At 75.2% G+C, this 21,880-nt stretch carries 17 protein-coding genes and 1 pseudogene; 6 read left to right on the forward strand and 12 right to left on the reverse strand.

The window, feature by feature from the left end; all coding sequences use genetic code 11:
• Positions 1 to 108: 108 nt before the first annotated feature.
• Positions 109 to 819, forward strand: coding sequence for a FadR/GntR family transcriptional regulator (locus M4D82_RS30360; protein ID WP_249770438.1), 711 nt, complete (start codon positions 109 to 111; stop codon positions 817 to 819).
• A gap of 10 nt (positions 820 to 829) precedes the next feature.
• Here M4D82_RS30360 and M4D82_RS34150 read toward each other — a convergent pair whose 3' ends face one another.
• From M4D82_RS34150 to M4D82_RS30375, 3 genes are read right to left on the reverse strand one after another with little or no spacing between them, the layout of a single operon-like run.
• Positions 830 to 1,897, reverse strand: a complete 1,068-nt coding sequence (locus M4D82_RS34150; RefSeq protein ID WP_283844524.1) for a DNA polymerase III subunit beta family protein — start codon at positions 1,895 to 1,897, stop codon at positions 830 to 832.
• A 34-nt stretch (positions 1,898 to 1,931) separates the two neighbouring features.
• Positions 1,932 to 2,330 (reverse strand): VOC family protein, encoded by a 399-nt coding sequence (locus tag M4D82_RS30370; RefSeq protein WP_249770440.1) that lies wholly within the window; start codon positions 2,328 to 2,330, stop codon positions 1,932 to 1,934.
• Positions 2,331 to 2,337: 7 nt separating this feature from the next.
• Positions 2,338 to 4,239 (reverse strand): ABC transporter ATP-binding protein, encoded by a 1,902-nt coding sequence (locus tag M4D82_RS30375; protein WP_249770442.1) that lies wholly within the window; start codon positions 4,237 to 4,239, stop codon positions 2,338 to 2,340.
• A gap of 156 nt (positions 4,240 to 4,395) precedes the next feature.
• On the opposite strand from M4D82_RS30375, the gene M4D82_RS30380 reads away from it, so the two are divergent.
• Entirely contained in the window at positions 4,396 to 6,495 is a 2,100-nt protein-coding gene (locus M4D82_RS30380; RefSeq protein ID WP_349637105.1) for an AMP-binding protein, read from the forward strand.
• Between the two features lie 1,391 nt (positions 6,496 to 7,886).
• On the opposite strand, the pseudogene M4D82_RS34430 reads toward M4D82_RS30380, so the two are convergent.
• Positions 7,887 to 8,276: pseudogene (locus M4D82_RS34430) on the reverse strand (GNAT family N-acetyltransferase); the annotation flags it as partial.
• A 115-nt stretch (positions 8,277 to 8,391) separates the two neighbouring features.
• Here M4D82_RS34430 and M4D82_RS30390 point away from each other — a divergent pair.
• Positions 8,392 to 8,814 (forward strand): DUF350 domain-containing protein, encoded by a 423-nt coding sequence (locus M4D82_RS30390; RefSeq protein ID WP_249770446.1) that lies wholly within the window; start codon positions 8,392 to 8,394, stop codon positions 8,812 to 8,814.
• Between the two features lie 71 nt (positions 8,815 to 8,885).
• Here the strand turns inward: M4D82_RS30390 and M4D82_RS30395 are convergent, their stop codons facing one another.
• The 4 genes from M4D82_RS30395 to M4D82_RS30410 form a co-directional block, all read right to left on the reverse strand.
• Complete coding sequence (locus tag M4D82_RS30395) at positions 8,886 to 10,124, reverse strand: acyltransferase family protein (RefSeq protein ID WP_502989031.1); 1,239 nt, start codon at positions 10,122 to 10,124, stop codon at positions 8,886 to 8,888.
• Positions 10,121 to 11,164 (reverse strand): alpha/beta hydrolase, encoded by a 1,044-nt coding sequence (locus M4D82_RS30400; protein ID WP_249770448.1) that lies wholly within the window; start codon positions 11,162 to 11,164, stop codon positions 10,121 to 10,123. Before M4D82_RS30400 ends, M4D82_RS30395 begins: the two co-directional genes overlap by 4 nt.
• Before the next feature lie 129 nt (positions 11,165 to 11,293).
• Positions 11,294 to 11,974 carry a response regulator gene (locus M4D82_RS30405; protein ID WP_249770450.1) on the reverse strand — a complete coding sequence of 227 codons (681 nt, stop codon included), beginning with the start codon at positions 11,972 to 11,974 and terminating at the stop codon, positions 11,294 to 11,296.
• Complete coding sequence (locus M4D82_RS30410; protein WP_249772290.1) at positions 11,971 to 13,311, reverse strand: sensor histidine kinase; 1,341 nt, start codon at positions 13,309 to 13,311, stop codon at positions 11,971 to 11,973. Before M4D82_RS30410 ends, M4D82_RS30405 begins: the two co-directional genes overlap by 4 nt.
• Positions 13,312 to 13,549: 238 nt before the next feature.
• On the opposite strand from M4D82_RS30410, the gene M4D82_RS30415 reads away from it, so the two are divergent.
• Positions 13,550 to 14,497, forward strand: coding sequence for an AEC family transporter (locus M4D82_RS30415; protein ID WP_249770452.1), 948 nt, complete (start codon positions 13,550 to 13,552; stop codon positions 14,495 to 14,497).
• A 72-nt stretch (positions 14,498 to 14,569) separates the two neighbouring features.
• The gene (locus tag M4D82_RS30420; protein WP_249770454.1) at positions 14,570 to 14,965 is read left to right on the forward strand and encodes a hypothetical protein; all 396 of its coding nucleotides are present in this window, start codon (positions 14,570 to 14,572) and stop codon (positions 14,963 to 14,965) included.
• Here M4D82_RS30420 and M4D82_RS30425 read toward each other — a convergent pair.
• The 4 genes from M4D82_RS30425 to M4D82_RS30440 all read right to left on the reverse strand — a co-directional run bounded on the left by M4D82_RS30425 (position 14,919) and on the right by M4D82_RS30440 (position 19,971).
• The gene (locus M4D82_RS30425) at positions 14,919 to 16,097 is read right to left on the reverse strand and encodes a trypsin-like peptidase domain-containing protein (RefSeq protein ID WP_249770456.1); all 1,179 of its coding nucleotides are present in this window, start codon (positions 16,095 to 16,097) and stop codon (positions 14,919 to 14,921) included. The two genes, M4D82_RS30420 and M4D82_RS30425, sit on opposite strands and share 47 nt — an antisense overlap.
• A gap of 44 nt (positions 16,098 to 16,141) precedes the next feature.
• Positions 16,142 to 17,665, reverse strand: coding sequence for an FAD-binding oxidoreductase (locus M4D82_RS30430; protein ID WP_249770458.1), 1,524 nt, complete (start codon positions 17,663 to 17,665; stop codon positions 16,142 to 16,144).
• Positions 17,666 to 17,794: 129 nt separating this feature from the next.
• Entirely contained in the window at positions 17,795 to 18,439 is a 645-nt protein-coding gene (locus tag M4D82_RS30435) for a class I SAM-dependent methyltransferase (protein ID WP_249770460.1), read from the reverse strand.
• A 32-nt stretch (positions 18,440 to 18,471) separates the two neighbouring features.
• On the reverse strand, positions 18,472 to 19,971 hold the full coding sequence (locus M4D82_RS30440; RefSeq protein WP_249772292.1) for an IucA/IucC family protein: 1,500 nt from the start codon (positions 19,969 to 19,971) through the stop codon (positions 18,472 to 18,474).
• A 218-nt stretch (positions 19,972 to 20,189) separates the two neighbouring features.
• On the opposite strand from M4D82_RS30440, the gene M4D82_RS30445 reads away from it, so the two are divergent.
• On the forward strand, positions 20,190 to 21,752 hold the full coding sequence (locus M4D82_RS30445; RefSeq protein WP_249770462.1) for an IucA/IucC family protein: 1,563 nt from the start codon (positions 20,190 to 20,192) through the stop codon (positions 21,750 to 21,752).
• Positions 21,753 to 21,880: the final 128 nt, after the last annotated feature.

The following is a 21,880-nucleotide window of genomic DNA, read 5'->3' on the forward strand; positions in this document are numbered from 1 at the left end:
GAGGCCCGGGGCGAGCACCACTGAAGCGCATTAAGTAGTACTTATTCAAGAGGTCGACGTAAAACATCACATCTTTTGTCGCCCAGGGCGTCACCGTACGCTTACGCCATGACCACCGAAGGCAGTCCGGGCCAAGGACTCCACTCCCAGGTACTGGACACCCTCGGTCTCGCGATCACCGCCGGGGAGCACCCGCCGGGCAGCGTCCTGCGCACCGACGAGATCGCCGAGCGCTTCGACGCCTCCCGCACCGTCGTCCGGGAGGTGGTCCGCGTCCTGGAGTCCATGCAACTGGTCGAGTCCCGCCGACGCGTCGGGGTGACCGTCCGCCCCGCCGACGAGTGGAACGTCTACGACCCCCGCGTCATCCGCTGGCGGCTCGCCAGCGCCGACCGCCCCCGCCAGCTGCGCTCACTGACCGTGCTGCGCTCCGCGATCGAACCCGTCGCGGCCGGCCTCGCCGCCACCCACGCCACCCCGGAGCAGTGCGCCCGACTCACCGAGGCGGCCCTCGGCATGGTCCGCACCTCCCGCGGCCACCAGCTGGAGGGCTACCTCCACCACGACATCGCGTTCCACCGGACCATCCTGAACGCCTCCGGCAACGAGATGTTCGCCCGCCTGGGCGATGTCGTCGCCGAGGTACTCACCGGCCGCACCGAACACGCCGTCATGTTCCACGACCCCGACCCGGCCGCCGTCACCCTCCACGTCCAGGTGGCCGAAGCCGTCCGCGAAGCCGACGCCCCCCGAGCCGAGTCCCTGACCCGCCGGATCGCCCTCGGCGCCCTGGAGGAACTCGACGTCCTGGCCCCCTAGGTCGTGAGCCTCAGGCGTGGGGGAGGGCGACGGGCATGACCAGGGTGGTGAAGCTGCCCTGGTCGGCGGAGCGGATCAGGGCGGGGCGGGGGGTGGTGGGGATCTCCAGGAGGACGTCGGGGCCGACGCCGCTCTCCACCGCCGCCGCCAGCACCGCCGGGTCGAAGCCGACGCACAGCGGTCCGGCCTCGCCGCAGAGCGCGGGCAGCTCGGTGTCCGCCACCCTCAGGAGGTCGCGGGCCGGCTCCAGGGCCACCGCGGGGACGTCCCCGCACGCCCCGAGGGCGGCGAGCAGCGCGGCCCGGTCCACGACCACCCGGTGGGCGGGCGCGGGCAGCGCGGCGAGGGCGTCGAGCATCTCCCGGTACGCGGGGTAGGTCCCCTCGAACGCCGCCACCTCGCGCCGCTCGCCCCGGGCCCGGACGGTGAGCGGGGCTCCGGCGGGCCCCACCGTCAGCGTGACCTCCGCCGAGCGGGCCGCCCACGCCCCGAGTCCGACCAGATCGCCCGCCTCGACGAGCACCCGCCCCGGCGGACCGGTCAGCCCGGCCGGGCGCAGGGTGCGCAGCGACAGCCGGTAGCGGTCCGTCGCCACGAAGCGGACCTCGTCCTCCTCGAACTCCACCAGGACGCAGCCCAGTACGGGATGCTCCGGGTCCGCACCGGCGGCGGGAGCCACCTGCCGTGCGGCGCTCGCCAGTTCGGCCCCGCCGAGGGTGAACTCCGTACGGTCGGGGCCGCCCGGCAGGCCGTCCAGGACGGCGCGGATCGCCGCCTCGGCGGCCCGCCCCGAGGCCCGGACGGCGCCGCGGTGGCGCTCCAGTACCTCCCGGGCCTCCGCCGCCGGGCCATCCAGCACCGTGACCACGTCGGGCAGGGCCAACCCGGCCTCGCGCAGGTCGCGCAGCAGCGTCGCGCGGGGCCCTTGCCCGGCGCTGTAGTAGCGGTATCCGGTGACGCCGTCGACCCGTGCGGGGGGCAGTACGCGGCAGTCGTCGTAGAAGCGCAGGGCGCTGGGGGCGAGCCCGACCAGCCGGCCGAACGCGCTGATGCTCATCAGTTCAGGGGTGCCGTCCATGAGCGGGATTCTGGGCTTTCACCCCACTTGAAGGTCAAACCCCTTCGGCCCCGGGGTCACCGGCCGCCGTGCGCGGAGTGGTCTGCTGCACCGCCCATCCGTTGCCGTCCGGGTCGGAGAAGTAGACGAAGGAGCCCCACGGCATGTCCTGGATCTCCGTCACCTCCACCCCGCGCCGGCGCAGGTCCTCGTAGGCTTCCTCGATGTCGGTGACGACCACCTGCATGTTGTCGAGGGACCCCGGGGTCATCCGGGTGATGCCCTTGCCCAGGGCGATCGAACAGGCCGACCCGGGCGGGGTCAGCTGGACGAAGCGGATGTCCTCGCTGACGGTCACGTCGTGGTCGGCGTGGAAACCGATCCGCTCGTAGAAGTCCTTCGCCCGGTCGACATCGGTGACGGGGACGGCGACCAACTCCAGCTTGATGTCCATCCCGCCATCATGCCCCGGTCGTGGCCACGGCGCCGCCGGAGCCGCGCCCGGCGCCGGCGAACTGGGTCCGGTACAGCTCCTCGTACCGGCCGCCGGCCGCCAACAGCTCGGTGTGCGTTCCGCGTTCGACGATCCGCCCGTCCTCCACGACCAGGATCAGGTCGGCCGCCTGGACCGTCGAGAGGCGGTGCGCGATCACCACGGCCGTCCGCCCCGCCAGGGCCTCGGCCAAGGCCTCCTGCACCGCCGCCTCCGACGTGGAGTCCAGGTGCGCGGTGGCCTCGTCCAGGATCACCACCCGCTGGCGGGCCAGCAGCAGCCGCGCGATGGTGAGCCGCTGGCGCTCGCCTCCGGAGAGCCGGTAGCCGCGCTCGCCGACGACCGTGTCCAGCCCGTCCGGCAGGGAGGCGACGAGCCCGTCCAGACGGGCGCGGCGCAGGGCCTCCCAGATCTCCTCCTCGTCCGCCTCCGGCCGGGCCAGCAGCAGGTTCGCCCGGACCGACTCGTGGAAGAGGTGCCCGTCCTGGGTGACCATGCCGAGGGTCTCGCGCACCGAGTCGGCCGTGAGGTCGCGTACGTCCACCCCGCCGATCCGCACCGCGCCCTCGTCCGCGTCGTACAGGCGGGGCAGGAGCTGGGCGATGGTCGACTTGCCGGCCCCGGACGAGCCGACGAGGGCGATCATCCGGCCGGGCTCGGCGCGGAACGACACCTCGTGCAGCACCCGCGTGCCGCCCCTGGTGTCGAGGGTGGCGACCTCCTCCAGGGAGGCGAGGGACACCTTGTCGGCGGAGGGGTAGCCGAACGACACCCCGTCGAACTCCACCGCGACGGGCCCGTCTGGCACCCGACGCGCGTCCGGCTTCTCGGCGATCAGCGGCTTCAGGTCCAGCACCTCGAAGACCCGCTCGAAGCTGACCATGGCGCTCATCACCTCGACGCGGGCCCCGGCGAGCGCGGTCAGCGGCGCGTACAGCCGGGTCAGGAGCAGCGCCAGCGCGACCACCGAGCCGGCTTCCAGGGTGCCGCGCACGGCGTAGTAGCCGCCCAGCCCGTAGACCAGCGCGAGGGCCAGCGCCGAGACCAGGGTGAGGGCGGTGATGAACGCCGACTGGGCCATCGCCGTACGGATGCCGATGTCCCGGACGCGGGCGGCGCGGGCCGCGAACTCGGCGGACTCGTCGGCGGGTCGCCCGAAGAGCTTGACGAGGGTGGCCCCGGGCGCGGAGAACCGTTCGGTCATCTGCGTGCCCATCGCGGCGTTCAGCGCCGACGCCTCCCGCTGCATCCCGGCCATACGGGCCCCCATCCGCCGGGCCGGCAGCACGAACACCGGCAGCAGCACGAGGGCCAGGACGGTGATCTGCCAGGAGATGGTCAGCATCACGGCGAGCGTCAGCAGCAGGGTCACGGTGTTGGCGACGACCCCGGAGAGGGTGTTGCTGAAGGCCCGTTGGGCGCCGATGACGTCGTTGTTCAGGCGGCTGACCAGGGCCCCCGTCCGGGTCCGGGTGAAGAAGGCGACCGGCATGCGCTGCACGTGGTCGAAGACCGCCGTGCGCAGGTCGAGGATCAGCCCCTCCCCGAGCGTGGCGGAAAGCTTGCGCGTCAGCAGCCCGAGCGCCGCCTCGGCGACCGCGATCACCGCGATCAGCAGCGCGAGCCGGGTGACGTACCCGCTGTCGCCGCCGTCGACGATGGCGTCCACGATCCGGCTCGCCAGCAGCGGCGTGGCCACGGCGAGCAGCGCGCCGGCCACGCTCAGCAGCAGGAACAGGATCAGCCCGCGCCGGTGGGGGCGGGCGAAGGCGGCGACGCGGCGCAGGCTCGCGCGGGAGAACGGGCGACGGCCCTGCTGGGCGTTGATCGCGCTGTGGAGCGAGGTCCACGCGGTGACTTCCATGTCCATGCCCCCACGCTAGAACCTCAACCAAACCTGAGGTCAAGGAAGCGGTGCGGGACCACCCGTCCGGGCAGCCGACTCGGCCAACTCCCTTTTGGCAGGCGGTGATTCGGACGCCGACGGAACCTCGTCCCTGTCGGTGCCGGGTGCCATCATCGGAGCATGACGCAGGCATCGCAGTCAGCCCACCCCGACAGCCCGTCCGTCGGCACCGCCGTGCACCGCTTCGAACACCACGTCCGCGAGACCCCGCAGGCCATCGCCCTGATCCACGGATCGGAGCGCGTGACCTACGGGCAACTCGACGCGCGCGCCGAGCGGTTGGCCCACGACCTGAGAGCGCGGGGCCTGCCCGCGCGGGCCCGCGTCGCGATCGGCACGGCCCGGCAGCAGGACCTCGTCGTCGCCCTCCTCGCCGTACTGAAGGCGGGCGCGGCTCATGTCCTCGTCGACGCGCTCGACGCGCGCACCGGACGGCGGCAGCTCGCCGCGCTCTCCGCGCAGGCGGCACGGCCGCACCTCCTGCTCACCGACGGCCCCGGTCGCGCCCGCCTCGACGAGGGACACGGCCTGCCCGTACTCCGCCTCGACACGCCGGACGACCGGGCTGACGTGCCTCCACAGGACGTGCCTCCACAGGACGCGCCTCCACAGGGGCGTGTCCCCGGGGCCCGCACCGCCGGCGCCGGCGCCGCCGAGGACCCGCCCGCCGCCGTCCTGCTCACCGGGGCCGCCGACCCGCGCCCCGTCGTCGTCGGGCACCGAGCGCTGCTCGCCGCCCTCGACGGCTGGATCGAGGTCGCCCGCCTCACCCCCGAGGACCGCCACCTCTTCACCGGCCCCCCGGACGCCACCGCCTTCGCCACCGGCTGGACCCGCGCCCTGTGCACCGGAGGCGCCCTCGTCCTGCCCGAGGCGGCCCTCTGGAACCCGGGCGACCTCGCGGACACCGTCCGGCGCGAAGGCGTCACCGTGGTGTACGCCGACCCCGGCAGCGCCGTACGCCTGACCGCCCGCGCGGACGGAGCCCCGTCCGCCACCGGCCCGCGTACCCCCGACGACCGGCTCCGCTCCCTGCGGCTGCTGGCCGTCGGCGGAGACCGGCTCCACCTCGACGAGCAGACGGCCCTCCAGGACCGGCTGCGCACCGGCGCCCGCGTCCTCAACGTCTACGCCCCCACCGAGTGCGCCGGCGCCGGAACCTTCTTCGAACTGTCCCAACACCCCCGCCCGTCGGAGGACACCGGGCACCTGTCGCTGCTCGGTACGCCCTTCCCCGGCTGCCGGGTCCACGTACGCGACGGGGAGATCCACCTCGCCCCGCCCGGCGGCGCGAACGCCCTGCCCACCGGGGACCTCGGGCGGATCCGCCCCGACGGCCTGCTGGAGTTCGGCGGTCGGCTGCGCGACCGGATCACCCTGGACGACGGCAGCCGCCTCGACCCGTACACCGTCGAGTCCGCGATCCGCTCGCACCCCGGCTTCGGCGGCGCGGTGGTCCTGCCCCTGCCGCTGCCCGCCGGGGCGCGGACCACGCTCGTGGCCTACGTCACCCCGACGCCGGACAATCCCGGGTGGGCGCGCCTCGGCCCCTCGCAGGACCTCGACGGCCTACGGGACCACCTGGCGGGTCGCGTGCCGCGCGCCGCGACGCCGCAGCGGCTCGTGCGCCTGCGCACCCTGCCCCGCGACCGGACCGGCCGCGAGGACCGGCAGGGCGCACCGCGACCGCCGACGGCTTTGCCCGCGACCGGCTCCAAGTACGGCGGCCGCGCCCGGTCGAAGACCGGACCCATGGCCTGGGGTTGGGGGATCGGCATCCTGTTGATCCCGCTGGTGCCGATCGTCATGCTCGCGACGTTCTTCCTGTGGCCGGGCTCCACCGACCTCACCGGGGTCCCGGCGCCCTGGCGCCACCTCTTCCTCCTCCTCTACTTCTTCGAGTCGCTGGCCTTCCTCTACGGGCTGGCGTTCCTGCTGTGGGGCAAGAAGTCGCTGAAGGCCCGTGGTCGGGGGAAGGGCATGACCACCGCCGCCCACCTGGCGCTGTCGTACCTGCTGATCGCCTGGTGGCCGCAGGACAACCTCTACCGGCTCGCGGCCAAGACGGACTGGTCCCGCCAGGCCGCCCTCGTCTACACCTTCAACGTCCCCCTGATGATCGCGGCGATCCTGGTGATCCGCTTCGTGACCTGGAGCCCGGCCCCGGATCGGGCCCGGAAGGGGGCGGACGCGGTCGAGGCGGCGGACGCGGCGGACTGAGCCGCGAACCCGTCCAGCCCCGCGCCCGCCCCGAGGCAGCGCTCCCGCACCCACTGCTCGGCCGCGTCCAATACGGCGGCATCGTGCGCGGCCACCACCACCCCGAGCCACGGCGCCGGATCGAAGGCCCCCGTCGGGATGGCCGGCACGAACACCGCCCCCGACCGGGCGCACTCCCGCGCCAACTCCTCGCACAGCTCCATCGCCTGCGGCGGCGCCAGCCGCGCCCCCAACTCCACCCGGTCCACGATCCGTACGAGGTGCCCCGCGCCCCGAAGCTCATCGAGGCGGGCCGCCACCATGAAGGCGACCGAGGGGCCGGTCAGCCGCAGGTTCGTCTCGGTCGGCGCGAACCGCCCCTCCCGGTCGGCGACGAAGTCCACGTCGAACCAGCCCCGGTACCCGGCGGCGGCCAACTCCCGCCCCACCGCCGCCCCGAACGCCCGCAGCGCCCGCGCCGCACCGGCGGACACCACCCCGGGGCCCACCGTCGCCCCCCGGTAGCCGCCGTCCGCCACGTCCATCACCGCCACACCGACCTCGTGCGCCCGACCCGAACCGTCCACGAACCCGTCGTACGTCAGGTCACGCGGCCCGGCCGCCGGATCCGCCGGGCCGCTCACGTACTCCTCCACCAGCAGCGGGCCGCGCGGCAGCCGGCGCACAACCGCGCGGGCCCCGCCCGCCGCCCGCACCTCGGCCGCGCTCACCACGGTCGTGCCCGAACCGCCCACGCCGTACTCGGACTTCAGGACGGTGCCCGCGCCCTGCCGGGCCCGCGCCGCCAGCAGCCGCACGGCGGCCCGGCGGGTGGCGGCCCGCCGCTGCTCCGCCGGCACGATCCGGGGGTGACCGCCGCCCGCGAGGATCCGGGCGAACAGGGCGTGCGCCGCCGACTTCGACTCGTGGCGCAGGTCCTCGGCCCGCCACGGCAGACCCGCCAGCCGCGCGTACGCCTCGGTGCGCCCCCACGGTACGAGGGGCAGCCCGCGCTCCGTGACCCGCTCGGCCAGCGCCGGCCGGGCCCGTACCCGGTCCGAGAGGCCCGAGCCCCGCTCCACCAGACCGTCGTACACCTCCACCCCCTCCTCCCAGCCCAGTTGGCGGCCCACGAGGGCGGCCCACCCGGCCGGCACCGGGCGGGGCAGCAGCAGGACCGCCGGGCGGGGGCTGTAGAAGGCGGCCAGGCAGGCGTAGTCGTGCGCGGCCCGCTGCCCGGGGTCCAGGGAGGGGTCGGCGAACTGGGCGTTGAACTCCCCGACGTTGCCCACGTGCACCGCCGCCACCCCGCCGGTCCACGCCCGCGCCCAGTCGGCCAACGGCGCCGGGGCCACCTCGAACCGGACCAGACCGGGCGGCGAACCGGGGCCGGCCACGGCTCCCACCGCCCGGTAGAACGGCGCCGCGTACGGGTCGGAGTCGATCAGCAGCCGGTCGAAGCCGAGGACCACGGCGCGGCGTACGACGTCCAGGTACAGCAGGCGGCCCACGCCCCGGCCCATGGCGGCGGGCTCCACGAACAACAGCCCGAGCCGAGCGGCCCTCCCACCCGCCCGCGCGGCCTCGGGAGCGTCCTCCAGGGAGGCGAGACCGAGCACCTCCCCGCGCGCGTCCTCGGCCACCGTGATCCGCCGCGCCGTGACCTCCGCCTCCCGGACGCGCAACCCCGGCGCGCACGCCGCGAGGAACGCCGCGTCGTACCCCCAGGACGCCTTGGAGCGCATCACGAGCTCCGTCAGCGCCGGCGCCTCCGCCGGCCGCGCGGCCCTGACCTTTGCCATTTCCTGACCTCCCCATGGTCGAGGACCGGACCGTGCGATAGATTCGGCCTCCCGACGGCCCCTTTGGCCGGTCCTGGTCCATCCCTATCCCACCCACGCGGAGACAGGCTTCTCAATGAGCGACATCGTCAACGGACTTGGCCGCACCAGCGCCTACGGAGCCCTCGGCCTGGTGCTGCTGATCCTCGGCATCGTCCTGGTGGACGTGCTGACGCCCGGGAAGCTCCCGAAGCAGATCTGGGAAGAGCGCAACCGCAACGCGGCCGTGATGCTCAGCTCCGCGCTCCTCGGCATCGGCGGCATCGTCTTCACCTCGATCTGGACCACCTACCACGACTTCGGCAAGGGCCTGCTGTCCACCGCCGCCTTCGGCGTCCTCGGCCTGGTCCTCATGGCGGTGGCCTTCCTCGTGCTGGACCTGGTGACCCCGGGCAAGCTCGGGGCCATCGTCGTCGACCCCGAGCCGCACCCGGCCGTCTGGGTCACGGCCTCCTGCAACCTCGCCGTGGCGGCGATCGTGGCCGCCTCCATCGCCTGACCCGGGCGCCCTCGCACGACAACGACGCCGCCCCCACCGAACCGGTGGGGGCGGCGCCGTCCGTACGGGGCTCAGGCCAGGCCCAAGGCGAAGGCCGTGAAGCCGGCCGCCAGGAGGGCCGCTACGGTACGCCGCAGCGTCGGGGTGCCGTGCCCGGGGCGCGCCGGGTGCTCGAAGCGGCGCGTGTGGCGGGCGAGGACCACCAGCAGCCCCGCGAAGACCGGGAGCCAAGCGAACCGCGCCGCGAGCCAGAACGGGGAATCGGGCGCCGTCGTCAGACCGACCACCTCGCCCACGAACGAGGCCGGCACGGCCGCCGCCAGCATCGCACTCTGGTGCCAGCACAGGATCGTCATCGCGGACAGGTTGACCACGACCACCGGCGCCCACAGCGCGGGCCGGGCCAGCAGGCCCGCCAGCCGGTCCCGCAGCAGGATCGCCGCCCCCGACTGCGCCGAGGCCAGCGCCAGGACCAGCAGCGACGGCGGGTGCGAATTGGTGCGCGCCTCGCCGGGGACGCCGACCATCGACGCCGGGTAGTGGAACACCAGCAGCAGCGCCGCGAACAGCGCCGTGCCGCCCACCAGCAGCAGCCACGCGCCGCGCCGACCGATCCGCCGCTCGCCCCACGACACGCCCAGCTGGTAGGCGAACAGCCACCCCGGCAGGATGTTCAGCAGCGACAGCCACGACGGCACCTGGCCGGCCAGGGGCCCGTACCGCAGGAGGTCCACCACCGCGACGGAGACGAGCAGCGGAGCCGCCGCCCAGCCGCCGAGCCGGCGCGAGGCCCGTACGCAGTACGGGGTCAGCGCCGTCACCACCACGTACACCCCGACGAACCACAGGGGCTGGATCACCAGCGTCGCCCCGGTCCGCAGCGTCGCCTCCGGGACCCCCGCCGCGTAGAGCACGGGAGCGGCCAGCGCCCACACCGCCGTGACGCCGAGCACCGGACGCCCCAGCCGCACCACACGGCCCTTCAGCCAGGCCCCGGTCGACCCGGTGCGACGCCGGTAGGAGAGCACCGAGGCGTAGCCGCCGACGAGGAAGAAGATGCCCAGCATCTGGAGCACCCAGCTCGCCGGGGCGAGGGCGCCGAACGTGGACAGCGGACTGGCGTTGTGCAGCCCGCCCTCCGGGTCGAGGGTGAAACCGCCGAGCATCCAGTGTCCGGTCGGCACGGCCAACAGGGCCAGCGCGCGCAGCCCGTCGACGGCGCGGTCGCGGTGCGCGGGGGTCTGCCGGTCGATGCGATCGGCCGTGGCGCGCAGCCGGGTCAGGGCGCTCATCCGGGTCAGGGTGCTCATCGCGGCTCCCCCTTCGCGATCGCGGCGAAGGCCGCCAGGGACTGGGTGCCGGGGGCGAAGTAGCCCGTGTGGCCGGGCACGTCGGCGGCGGGCACCCGGCGGGCGCCGAAGGCGGGGGAGGTGGGGTCGGCGCCGTGGCCGAGCCCGGCGAACCGCACGTTCGGGATGTCCGCGATCCAGTCGGAGGGGCCGCGGGCCGCCCAGACGCGGGCCCGGGTGCGGAGGTCGGCGACGCTGTCCGCCCGCATCCCCGGCGAGCCGAAGGCGACGATGTCGGTGGCGTCCGTGTGCCGGGCCGCGAGCCCGCACACCACCGAGCCGTAGCTGTGGCAGAAGATCACCGGGTCAGGGGCGCCGACGGCGTCGAGTCCGGCCGTGAACCGGGCCAGCCGGACGGCGCCCGCCTCGGCCAGCCGGCCGGTCGCCGCGTCCACGCCGACCCCGACGGGGGTGGTGTAACCCGTCCACGCCACCACGGCCGTGGCGCCGCCGGTCGCCGTCCGCAGCGAGCGGGCCATCCCGGCCGGGCCGGTGTTCGGCTTGCGGGCGGCGTCGTGGCCGGTGGCGTCGTTGTCCGACCCCGGCACGATCACCGAGACGCGATCCGCGTGTTCCAGGTCCCCGAACACCTCCGCCACCTGGCCCCGCCCGCGCGGGTCGAAGGCCAGGATCTGCCGGCCCGGCGCGGCCAGCGAGGCGTAACGGGCCTCACCCGTGGCGGCTATGGCGATCCGGTTGGCCTCGTACCGCAGGGGGAGCGGAGCCCCCTCCAGATTGCCGACCACCAACGGGTGGGAACGGAGTAGCTCATCGCGCGCCGCCTCGCCGAGACCGGCGAAGAACCGGGCCACCTCACCCGGGGCCGCATCCTCCGGATCGGGCAGCGCCCGCCCGGCCGGCGAGGCGTCCCGCCACGCGGAGGCCCCCGGCGGCGGTCCGGTGACCACCCGCTGGGCGTCCCCGGAGGCCCAGCCCGCGGTCCCCGCCACGACGGTCACCGCCAGCGCGGCCGTGACCATCGTCCTTCCGAAGCGGCGCATGCCCCTTCCCCTCTCCTCGTGACCCGTGCCGTGACGAGGAGGAAGGTAGGAAGGAGGTACCCGCGGGCACGTCGCACCGGGGAGCCAACCCGGATGTCATACCTCGGTAGGGGGTGGAGGAGAGACCCCTCAGGCGGTGTCGCCGGGGCGGACCAGGCCCGCCTCGTACGCGAAGATGACCGCCTGCGCCCGGTCGCGGAGGTCCAACTTGCCCAGCACCCGGCCGATGTGGGTCTTCACCGTCTGCTCCGCGAGCACCAGGTGCGCGGCGATCTCCTGGTTCGACAGGCCGCGCGCGATCAGTTCGAGCACCTCGGTCTCGCGCGGGGTGAGCCCGTTCAGGCGCAGCGCCGGGTCCTTGCGCGGGGCGGGGCGCTGCCGCACGAAGTCCGCGATCAGCCGCCGCGTCACCGACGGCGCGAGCAGCGCCTCGCCGGAGGCCACTACCCGGACGGCGGCGATCAGGTCGGCCGGCGGGGCGTCCTTCAGGAGGAAACCCGAGGCGCCGGCGCGCAGCGCCTCGTAGACGTAGTCGTCGATGTCGAAGGTGGTCAGCATCAGCACCTTCGGCCGGTGCACCACCCCGGGCGGCGGGTCGAGCAGCTCGCGGGCCGCCGAGAGGCCGTCGAGCTCGGGCATCCGGACGTCCATCAGGACGACGTCCGGGTGCACGGTCCGCGAGACCCGCACGCCCTCGCGTCCGTCGGGAGCCTCGCCCACCACGTCGATGTCCGGCTGCGCCGAGAGCAGCGCGGCGAAACCCGCCCGCACCATGGCCTGGTCGTCGACGATGATCACGCGGATGGTCAACTCGGTTCCTCGCTCGAATCGGTACGCGGGTCGGCGCGCGGGTGGTCCTGCGGATCGGTACGCGGATCGAGGGTCTCGCGGCCCGGCTCCAGGGGCAGCCGGGCGGCCACCCGGAAGCCGCCGTCCGGCAGCGGACCGGTGTCCAGCGTCCCGCCGGTCAACCGTACGCGTTCGCGCATCCCCACCAGACCGTGCCCGGTCCCCGAATCCTCCAGCGCCACCACGGCGCCCAGGGCGGGGCCGTTGACCACCAGCACGAGCACCTCGGCGTCCTCGACCGAATGCGTCACCGACACCCGCGTCCGCGCCCCCGGCGCGTGCCGCACCACGTTCGCCAACGCCTCCTGCACGATCCGGTACGCCGACAGGTCCACGGCCGGCGTCGCCACGTCGGCCGCGCCCGCCGCGAGGGACAACTCCACCGGCAGCCCCGCCCGTACGGTCGCCTCCACCAGCTGCTGGATCCGCGCGATACCCGGCTGCGGGGCCCGTTCGCCGGCCGCCCCGGCCGCCCCGTTCGCGCCGTCGCCGCGCAGCACCGTCAGCAGCCGCCGCATCTCCCCGAGGGACTCGCGCGCGCTCGCCGCGATGGCCGCGAACTCCTCGCGCACCGGCTCCTCCATGCCGGGCAGCCGGTACGGCGCGGAGTCGGCCTGCACCGTGATCACCGACATGTGGTGCGCCACCACGTCGTGCAACTCCCGCGCGATACGGGCTCGTTCCTCCAACAGGGTGCGCCGCGCCCGTTCCGCCTCACTGATGCTCCGCTGTTCGGCGATTCGCTGCTGCGCGTCGCCCAGACCGCGCAGCGCACCGGTCACCGCGAGCAGGCCGCCGCTCAACACGAACTGCAGGGCCACCGTGTTGATCACCCCGGCGGGCTGGAAGAAGCCCAGCACCACGCCGGCGGCGCCCGTCGCCAGCCACACCTGCACCAACGTCCGGATGGACTCGCGCAGCCCCAGGCAGATCATCAGCACCTGGTAGCCGACGACGGCCATCGGCGTCCACGGCCAGGCGTGCTCGGCCACCCGGTCGGCGCCAATCAGCGCCACCGCCCCGACCACATCGGCGGCGAGCACCATGAGCCACGCCGGCACCGGTCGGGTCACCGCCAGCAGCAGCGGCACCGTCTGGGCGACGCCCAAGGCCCCGGCCAGGCCGCCGCCGAGGCCGTAGTCGTTGGTCAGGACCGCGATCGTCACCGGCAGGAGGGACACCACGAAGGTCGCGGCCACCGCGAACGGCAACAGCCGGTGCCAGTGCTTGGGCGCCCCCGCGAGCAGCGGTTCCCCCGGCCGGCCGGGCGAACGCAGCGCGACGGCGAGCTGCGCCATCGTGCCGGGCCGCTTGGGCCGCTTGGGCCGCTTGGGCCGCTTGGGCCGCTCGTCCCGTTCGGTCTTGCGCGCCCGCCTGGACCAGCGGGACGGGCGGAACGCGCGCGCCCACAGGGACGTACGGGTCTGAGAGGAGGCACGGGCTTCGGGGCTCATGATCCGACCAGCGTATGCGCCGCGAGCGCGATTCGGGCGGACGGATAGGCTGCTCGCGGTCGATCAAGGGGAGCCGCGACGCATGGGTGGGGCAGCCGCACTCGAAAAGCTGGTGCCGGTGCTGCTGGCCTTCGGCGGCGGAGTCCTGCTCGCCCGCCGGCGCGCGGTACCGGCCGAGGCGTCCAAGGCCTTCGCCGACTATGCCTTCCTCTTCGCCGTCCCGTGCTACCTCTTCGGCAACATCTACACCGCCGACCTCGCCGCCCTCTTCGACTGGCGGGCCGTCGGCGGCTACGCGGCGGCCGCCGGCCTCGCGGTGCTCGTGGTCGCCCTCGGCGCCGCCGCCCACGGGATGCGCGAACCCCGCGCCCTCGCCCTGCGCGTGATGGCGGCGGTCCAGGTGAACACCGCCTACTTCGCCGTCCCGGTCTTCATCACCGTCTTCGGGACGGCCGCGCCGATCTTCCCGGTGCTGCTGTTCCAGGTGTGCGTCCTGTCCCTCGTCGTCCTCGCGGTCATGGAACTGGGCCGCGCCGGCCCCTCCGCCGGCGGGCCGGCCGCCCGTCTCGCGCGGGCCCTCGGCTCCTCCCTGGCCACTCCGCTCGTCCTCGCCTGCAACGCCGGCATCCTGCTCAACCTGCTGGCGGTGCGCGTCCCGACGGTGGTCCTCGACGGAGCCGCCTTCGTCGGCGCCAGCGCCTCACCCGTCGCCCTCTTCGCGCTGGGGCTGCACCTGGGCGGCCTCGGCCTGGACGTCCGGGGCACCACCCGCGAGGAGATGGCCCTGATCGCCTTCAAATGCGTGGCCTTCCCCCTGCTGGCCTGGGCGGTGTGCGGCCCGCTGCTCGGCGTACGGGGCGACTGGCTCGCCTACCTCGTCCTGATCGCCGCGATGCCGACCCCGCAGAACCTGTTCATCTTCGCCCAGCGCTACGACGTCGGCGTCGACCTCTCCGCCTCGATCGTGATCAAGAGCTCAGTCGTCTCCCTTCTCCTCCTGCCGCTGTGGCTGCGGACTGTGGCCACGTGAGCCCGCATGAGGTCGGCGGGGCGATGCGTCGTCCGGCTCGTTCCTCCGGCGGGGTCCGCTCGTTGACCGGGCATGGAGTTGCTGCCGACCATCGCCGCGCCGGGCGTCGCCGAACGGGCCGACGCCTCGGCGGACGCCGCCTGCCACCTCTACGACGCCGTCGTGCCCTGGGGCGGCGGCCGGCCCGGCGGGTGGAGCCGGACCGCCGTCGAGGACGCCGCCGAGTCCATCGAGACCACCGCGCACGCCCTCGCGTACACCCACCCGCGCGCCGAGCTGATCCTCGCCCCCGTCCACGCGGCCCTGGCCGATCTGCGCCGTCAGCTGGAGCTGTCCCCACCCGACCCGCTGACCGCCGACGCCGTCCCGGCGACCCCCCGCTCGGTCGGCAACCCGCGCCGCACGCGCTGGGTGCGGGTGCTCACGCCACCCGCGCCCCGGCGACCGCCGTCTGATACAGCTTCCTGATCTCCGCGCCGAAGTAGGGGCTGTACGAGGTGTCCGCCGTCGGCCCGCCCGTCTTCCAGCCCCCGATGACTCCGACCACGTCCCCCGTCCCGCGCCGCGCGTCGTAGCGGGCGAGGAAGGGGCCACCGCTGGTGCCGCCGGGGAAGCCGGTGCAGTCGATGCGCAGGAACGATCCGGGGCTCTTCGCGTCCCTGCTGGTGAACTTGGTCGTCCGGTTCACGCAGATCCGGGGGCGGGCCGCGGCGGCCGGATGCCCGATCAGCGTGACCTGCGGGTGGGCGTACGTCGCCCCGGTGACGAGCCGGTTGCCGCCGACGACCTTCTCCACCGCCCTGCCGGACGCGTCCGGGCCGACCTGCGCGAAGGCCACGTCGAGGGTGGCCGCCCGCTCCACGCCCTCGGTGCGGTACCGCTGGTGGATCCACACCTTGGAGCGGCCGGCCTTGTCGCGCACCACCGGGAACATCCCGTAGGGCCGCGGCTTCGCCTTCGTGTAGCGCGGAACGAAGGCCACCTGGCGGGTGTCCGTGCCGAGCAGGCAGTGGGCGGCGCTGATCACCAGGTTGCGGCCGGCCGAGGAGACCACGCTGGCGGTGCAGAAGTAGGCGCCCGAACCCTTCATCGCGAACATCCGGCCGACGACCGGCGTCCCGTCGAAGTTCCGCCCGGCCCCGGCCGGCATCGGCGCCGCCGGTGGCCGCGCGGGTCGGGGGGCGGGGGCGTCGGCCGAGGGCGAGGGGGAGGGGGGTGGCGGGGGCGGGGTCGGGGCGACCGGCTCGTCCGGAACGGCGGGTTCCGGCGGGGGTACGTCGGTCGGTTCGACGATGACCCCCGGGAGGGGGACCACGGCCGGAATCGGCACCGGAACCGGAATCGGGAGCGCGGCGGGGGCCGAGGGCGCGGCGGAGGGCGCGGCCGGTGTCGCCGCCGGCTCCGGGACCGGTGTCGCGGGGTCGGGGACCGGGACGGCGGAGGCCATCCGCTCCGGGGTCCAGAAGGCGGCGGCCTCCCGCGCGTTCCAGCGGCCGGCGGCCGCCCCGGCACCGCTCGCCTCCGCGCGGGGCAGAGCTCCGCCCGGCAGCAGCAGCACGGTGGCGGCCACGGCGGCCGCCATCATCGACGTGGGTCGCATGTCTGGCTCCTGTTCAGCGGGACAGTGGAGACGGCCGGGTGGGGCTATACGGCCTGGGGAAAGCGGAAGAGGCGGTCCGGGTCGTAGGTCCGGCGGACCTGCTCCAGCCGGGCGAGGTTCGGCCCGTAGTAGGCCTCGCGCCAGCCGACGAGCTTCGGATCGGCGTAGTTCTGGTACGCGGCGCCGCCCGCCCAGGGCCGCAGGTCGCGCCAGAGCCCGTCCAGCCAGGCCTGGTGCCGGGCCACCTCCGCCGCCGACGCCGACCGCGGCCAGTAGACGAGGTACTGGGCCAGGAACGCGCCGTCGCGGTGCGCGAACGCGGTGTCGGTCGCGGGGACCCGGTTCACGGCCCCGCCGCACACGCCGTCGAGCTGCACCACCCCGCGCCCGCCGCGCGGTACGGCTCGGGCATGGCGCGCGGCGGCGTCCAGCAGGACGTTCACCGCCGCGTCCGGCAGTCCGGCCGCGCCCCAGAAGTCGCTGCGGGCGGCGTAGGATTCACGGCCCAGGCCGCCCCGGGGGTCCCGGCCGGGCAGTCGCCCCGGCAGCCGGCACGCGGCGTCGTCAGGCCCGGGGCAGCCCGCCATGGCCCGTACGGTGTCCCCGTAGCCCCGGACGACCACCCAGGAGTCCGCCGGCTCCCGGCCCACCAGGTCCGTCAGCCGGGTCAGTTCCCGCTCCAGCTCGCCGCGCCCGTCCAGGGACAGGACGCGCACGGCCGGGACGGGCGCCGCCGCGCCGGGGTCGGACTCCAGGGTGAATTCCACCTGGCTCCAGAAGGGGTCGGGCAGCCCGCCCAGCCAGCGCTGCCAACCGCGCAGCACCCTCGGGGAGTCGGCGCCGGACCAGTGCAGTTCCGCGAAGGCGGCGTCGGCGACCGGGTGGGTACGCAAGCGGAACTCCGTCACCACCCCGAAGTTCCCGCCCCCACCGCCGCGCAACGCCCAGAACAGGTCGGGGTCGTGCCCCGCGTCGACCTCGCGCACCACCGAGTCCGGGGTGACGACGCGGGCGCCGGTCAGCCGGTCGGAGGTGGTTCCGTAGGCCCGGGAGGCGATGCCCAGGCCGCCGCCGAGGGCCAGGCCGGCGATGCCGACGGACGGGCACGTGCCGGCGGGGACACCCAGGCCGCGCCCGGCGAGCACCCCGTATACGTCGGCCAGCCGGGCGCCCGCGCCGATCCGTACGCCGTCCCCCTCGACCGTCACGCCGGCCATGGCCCCGGTGTCGATCACGAGCCCGGCCTCCACGGTGGACCAGCCCGGGTAGCTGTGCCCGCCCCCGCGCGGCACCACCGGGACGGCGGAGCGGCGGGCGAAGTCCAGGCAGGCGGCCACGTCCCCGGCGTGCGCCGGGTAGGCCACGGCCCCGGGCCGGACGGTGTCGTGGCGAGGCTGGAAGAGTTGTCGGGCCTCGGCGTAGTCCGAGTCGCTCGGGAGCACCACGCGGCCGTCCAGGGAGCGGCCGAGCGCGCCGAAGTCGGGGGCGGAGCGGGCGCGCGCCCCGGTGAACAGGGCGGCGGCGCTCGCTCCGACTCCGGTGAGGATCCGGCGGCGGTGCAGGCTCATCCCTCCTTCCTGCCACCGCCCGGCGCGATCGCGGCGAAGGCGGGCCCGCCCGCGCCGCGTTCCCCCCCGAACGGCGCACGCCCCCGGACGCCCGTACGAGGCGGCGGCCCGGAGGCGGCAAGACACGACCTACGCCTTGCGCGTCAGCAGGAACCCCTGCGCGTCGCGCTCTCCCTCCTGCGGCTGTCGCACCAGCCGGGCCACCTCCGCCAGCCCGGCCGCCGCCAGCAGGGCGGCGACCTGCTCGGGCGGGATCGCGTACACGTCGAGGTCGACCGGATGGCCGTAGGCCTCGTCCAGCCTCCGCCGGGCGTCCCCGGCCTTGAAGGCGACGAGCGCGTGCCCTCCGGGTGCCAGGACACGGGCGAACTCCGCGAAGACGGACGGCAGTTCCCCCGGCGGGGTGTGCACCGTGGAGTACCAGGCGACGATCCCGCCGAGCTCCCCGTCCGCCATGTCCAGCGGGGCCATCCGCCCCACCTCGAACCGCAGCCCCGGATAGCTGCGCCGGGCCACCGCGACCATCGCGGGCGACAGGTCCAGCCCGAAGGCCCGTACGCCGAGACCGTCCAGGTACGCCGTCACCCGGCCCGGACCGCAGCCCAGGTCGGCCACCGCCCCGCCGCCGGCGTCGCGCACGGACTCGGCGAAGGCGCCCAGCACGGCCCGCTCCAGGGGTCTGGCCTCCAGGACCCCGAGCAGCTGCCGGGCGTAGTCGAGGGCGACGGCGTCGTAGGACGCCTGTACGGCACTCAGGCGCGTGGTGTCTGTCATGCCCCTGAACGTAGCCCGCCGGGCGGTCCGGATCACCCCCCGATTCGGCCTCCCGCGGCGGGATGCGGCAGGTCGGCCCACTGGTCGCCCGGGATGCCCGGACTCAGCCGCATCAGGGTCAGCGCCTTCACCGGCAGCGGGCCGCGCAGGAGCGGGGCGGAGTCGGCGGTGGGCGGGAGACCGTCCAGCGCGGAGGTCAGGGCCTCGCCGAACGCGGCCGAGGACCCGGCGGTCGCGGCGAGCGCCCCCGCCGCCAGCGAACCGAACAGCTTGCGCCGCAGCACGGTCTCGTCGTCCGTCACGAGCCGGCCCGTCAGGGGCGGCACCGGCAGGCCGTGCCGGGCCAGGCGCGCCGGGCTGATCCGGATGTCGGCGAGGTCGCGGTAGACCAGCCGCAGCGGCCTGCCGTCGGGGGAGAGGACCACCAGCAGGTTCTGCCCGTGCGCCTCCAGGGCCACCCCGAGGTCGAGCACCCGCAGGCACACCGACAGCGCCAGCCGGGCGAACTCCGCCTGCCAGGCCGCCGACCGGGCCAGGTCCGTACCGGCCAGCGCCGCCACCGGCACCACCCGCTCGCCGGGGCCCGCGTACACCTCCGGAGGTTCACGCAGCACCGCCGCGAGGTCGGAGGTGTGCGCGGTGACGGCGCCCAGGGTGCGGGTGATGTGCAGGCGGCCCTCCAGCCGCTCGGACAGCGACTGCGCGAAGGCCGAGACCACGGCCGCGGTCTCGACGGAGTAGGCGGAGATGTCCCGGACGGCGGAGGTCAGACGGGTGCTCAGCGCCGTCTTCACGTGGGGCCCGCCCGCGGCGGGGGCGAGCGTACGCAGTGCCATCAGCGGGTGCGCGTCGATGGCCGCCCGCTCCGGATCGCCGTACCGGTCCTCGCCCTTCAGGACGTGCTCGGCCTGCCAGGGGTGCACCGGGATCAGGATCCGGTCCCCGTCGCGCAGGTGGTCCGGCCAGCCCCCGGTGACCAGGCACTCCCGCGCCCCGACGGACACCGTGGCGAGCCTCACCACCGGCCGGTGCTCGGGCGCGTACGCCAACTGTTCGGCCACCGAGAACCCGGGTCGGGAGCGGCAGTTGGGGTGGTACGGATGCCCGTCCACCACCCGCTGCTCCCACTCCCAGGTGGTGTCCGGATCCCGCGCCTGCGCGCGGGCCCGCTCCGCCGCGCCCGCGCGCGAGAGGGCGAGCGAGGCGGTGCTGTCGTCCACCTCGGCGGCGAAGGCCCCGCCGTGCGGCACCCCCAACGCCTCGATCAGCCGGGCCGCCTGCCGGTGCGTCCGACCGTCGAGGGACACCTCGCGCACGTAGGCGTCGGTCGCGTACGGGTCCGCCGCCGGGCCCTCCAACCGCCGGCCGTCGGCGAGCAGCAGCGTGAGCGAGCCCGGCCCGTGCTCGCGGCGCGCGATCCAGGGCAGTGGCTCGAAGGCCAGCGCCCGCCACAGCCGGGTCAGCACGGCGGCCCGCGCGCCACCGAGGGAGGCCCCGTAGGCGGATCCGAGCGCCGGCCGTACGTCGGCCAGCGCGACGGCGAGGGCCTCCTCGGCGCCCGCGCGGGGCTGGCCGGTGGAGGTGTGACCGGTGGAGGTGTGGCCGGCGGGGCCGCCGGGGTCGGGGACGTGCGCGCTGCGGTCCAGGGTCCCGTTCCTTTCGCGTCACTCAACCTGATGATCATGTCATCATCGCGGATACTGAAGATCACGACCGACGGCCCGCTCCGCGCGGACCTCCGGTACCCCCGATGGACCGAATGGAACCCGTGCATCCCCACGCCGACGCCGATGCCCACGCCGCCGCCCCCCTGCTGAACTGTCTGCTGCGGGAGGCGGCGGACGCCGAGGGGGACGGGGAGACGTACCGACTGCGCGCCAGCGGCCGCCTGCTGCGGGTCGGTGGCGGCCGCCGCCCCACGCGGGCGCACCTGCGTGCGCGGGACGGGCAGTGGCGGCGGCTCGGTCACCGCGATCTGGTCGCCCTCGTCGCCGACGAACTGCTGCGGTCCACCGGCGTCCCCAACGACGAGCTGCCCGGCGAGATCACCGACAGTCGGGACGCCGTCGCCGCGCTGCTCACCGCGCGGGCCGCCGCCACGCCGCCCGTCGACCCGTACGTCCTGTCCGAACAGGCCCTCGTCATGGGACATCCGCACCACCCCGCGCCCAAGGCCCGGGGCGGCGCGCCCGCCAAGAGCTGGCTGCCGTACGCCCCCGAGGCCCACGCCCGGTTCCCGCTGGAGCTGCTCGCGCTGCGCGAGGACCAGACCGTCGAGGAGGGCGGCCGGGCCGCCGCCGACGCCGTCGACGCGCTCGCCGGGATCCTCGACGGCCCCCGCCCGCCCGCCGGATACGTTCTGCTGCCGGCCCACCCCTGGCAGCTCGACCTGGTCGCCGGGCGCCCGGAGATCGGCGAGGCCTTCGCGGACGGCCGACTGCTGCGGCTGGGCCCGACCCGACTGCCGGTGTGGCCGACCGCCTCCGTGCGGACCGTGTACGCGCCGGACGCGGGCGCCGACCTGTTCGCCAAGTTCAGCCTCGACGTACGGATCACCAACGACATCCGCCGGCTGTGGCGGCACGACCTGCTCAAGCTGCGGCGCACCGACGCCGCCGTCGTCGCGGCCTTCGCCGACCTGAGGCGGCGTACCGGATCGTCGGCGCTCTGGCTCGCCGACCGCGGGTACCGCACCGCGCGCTTCGCCTTCGAGGAGCTCGCCGTCCTGGTCCGCGACGGGCTGCGCGCCGGTACCGTCGCCGGGGCGACGCCGCTGCTGGCCGCCGCGCTCGCCGAGGGGTTCCCCGGCAATCCGGCGGCGGACGCCGCCGACCCGGCCGCGTGGTGGCGGGCGTACCTGCGTCACGTCGTCCCTCCGGTGCTCGACCTGTTCGCCCGGCACGGGATCGTGCTGGAGGCCCACCTCCAGAACTGCCTGGTCGCGGTCGACGACCGGGGGCTGCCGGTGCAGGCCCTCTTCCGCGACGCGGAAGGGGTCAAACTGCCCGGGGACATGCCGCGCGAGGCCGCCTGGCAGCGCCTCGTGTACTGCCTGGTGGTCAACCACCTCGCGGAGGTCGCGGGCGCCCTGACGCAGTGGCACCCGCACACGGCCGAGCTGGTGTGGCCGGCCGTGCGGGAGGAGTTCCTGCGCTACGACCGGACGTACGGCCTGCCGGAGATCGCCGGGCTGCTGCGCTCCCCGTCGCTTCCGGCCAAGACCAACCTGCTGCTGCGGTGGACCCGGGCGGACGGCGCGGACGCCCGCTACCTGCCGCTGCCCAACCCGCTGCGCGGCCCGGCCGCCCCCTGACGGGGGGTCGATCCAGCCGGTCCGGCGGGGGAGGAGAGGGGCGGGCGGGAACGGGATTTGGCCAAGGTGGCGCAGGTCCGGGCAAGCATCCTGCCGACAGGTATAGACCAATGCTACGTTGGTCGAAC

This window comes from Streptomyces sp. RerS4, assembly GCF_023515955.1.
Classification (GTDB): domain Bacteria; phylum Actinomycetota; class Actinomycetes; order Streptomycetales; family Streptomycetaceae; genus Streptomyces.

Bases quoted from the DNA above. Each gene is read 5' to 3' on its own strand.
- M4D82_RS30360 (WP_249770438.1), top strand. From the start codon at position 109: ATGACCACCGAAGGCAGTCCGGGCCAAGGACTCCACTCCCAGGTACTG.
- M4D82_RS34150 (WP_283844524.1), bottom strand. From the start codon at position 1,897: ATGGACGGCACCCCTGAACTGATGAGCATCAGCGCGTTCGGCCGGCTG.
- M4D82_RS30370 (WP_249770440.1), bottom strand. From the start codon at position 2,330: ATGGACATCAAGCTGGAGTTGGTCGCCGTCCCCGTCACCGATGTCGAC.
- M4D82_RS30375 (WP_249770442.1), bottom strand. From the start codon at position 4,239: ATGGACATGGAAGTCACCGCGTGGACCTCGCTCCACAGCGCGATCAAC.
- M4D82_RS30380 (WP_349637105.1), top strand. From the start codon at position 4,396: ATGACGCAGGCATCGCAGTCAGCCCACCCCGACAGCCCGTCCGTCGGC.
- M4D82_RS30390 (WP_249770446.1), top strand. From the start codon at position 8,392: ATGAGCGACATCGTCAACGGACTTGGCCGCACCAGCGCCTACGGAGCC.
- M4D82_RS30395 (WP_502989031.1), bottom strand. From the start codon at position 10,124: ATGAGCACCCTGACCCGGATGAGCGCCCTGACCCGGCTGCGCGCCACG.
- M4D82_RS30400 (WP_249770448.1), bottom strand. From the start codon at position 11,164: ATGCGCCGCTTCGGAAGGACGATGGTCACGGCCGCGCTGGCGGTGACC.
- M4D82_RS30410 (WP_249772290.1), bottom strand. From the start codon at position 13,311: ATGGCGCAGCTCGCCGTCGCGCTGCGTTCGCCCGGCCGGCCGGGGGAA.
- M4D82_RS30415 (WP_249770452.1), top strand. From the start codon at position 13,550: ATGGGTGGGGCAGCCGCACTCGAAAAGCTGGTGCCGGTGCTGCTGGCC.
- M4D82_RS30420 (WP_249770454.1), top strand. From the start codon at position 14,570: ATGGAGTTGCTGCCGACCATCGCCGCGCCGGGCGTCGCCGAACGGGCC.
- M4D82_RS30425 (WP_249770456.1), bottom strand. From the start codon at position 16,097: ATGCGACCCACGTCGATGATGGCGGCCGCCGTGGCCGCCACCGTGCTG.
- M4D82_RS30430 (WP_249770458.1), bottom strand. From the start codon at position 17,665: ATGAGCCTGCACCGCCGCCGGATCCTCACCGGAGTCGGAGCGAGCGCC.
- M4D82_RS30435 (WP_249770460.1), bottom strand. From the start codon at position 18,439: ATGACAGACACCACGCGCCTGAGTGCCGTACAGGCGTCCTACGACGCC.
- M4D82_RS30445 (WP_249770462.1), top strand. From the start codon at position 20,190: ATGGACCGAATGGAACCCGTGCATCCCCACGCCGACGCCGATGCCCAC.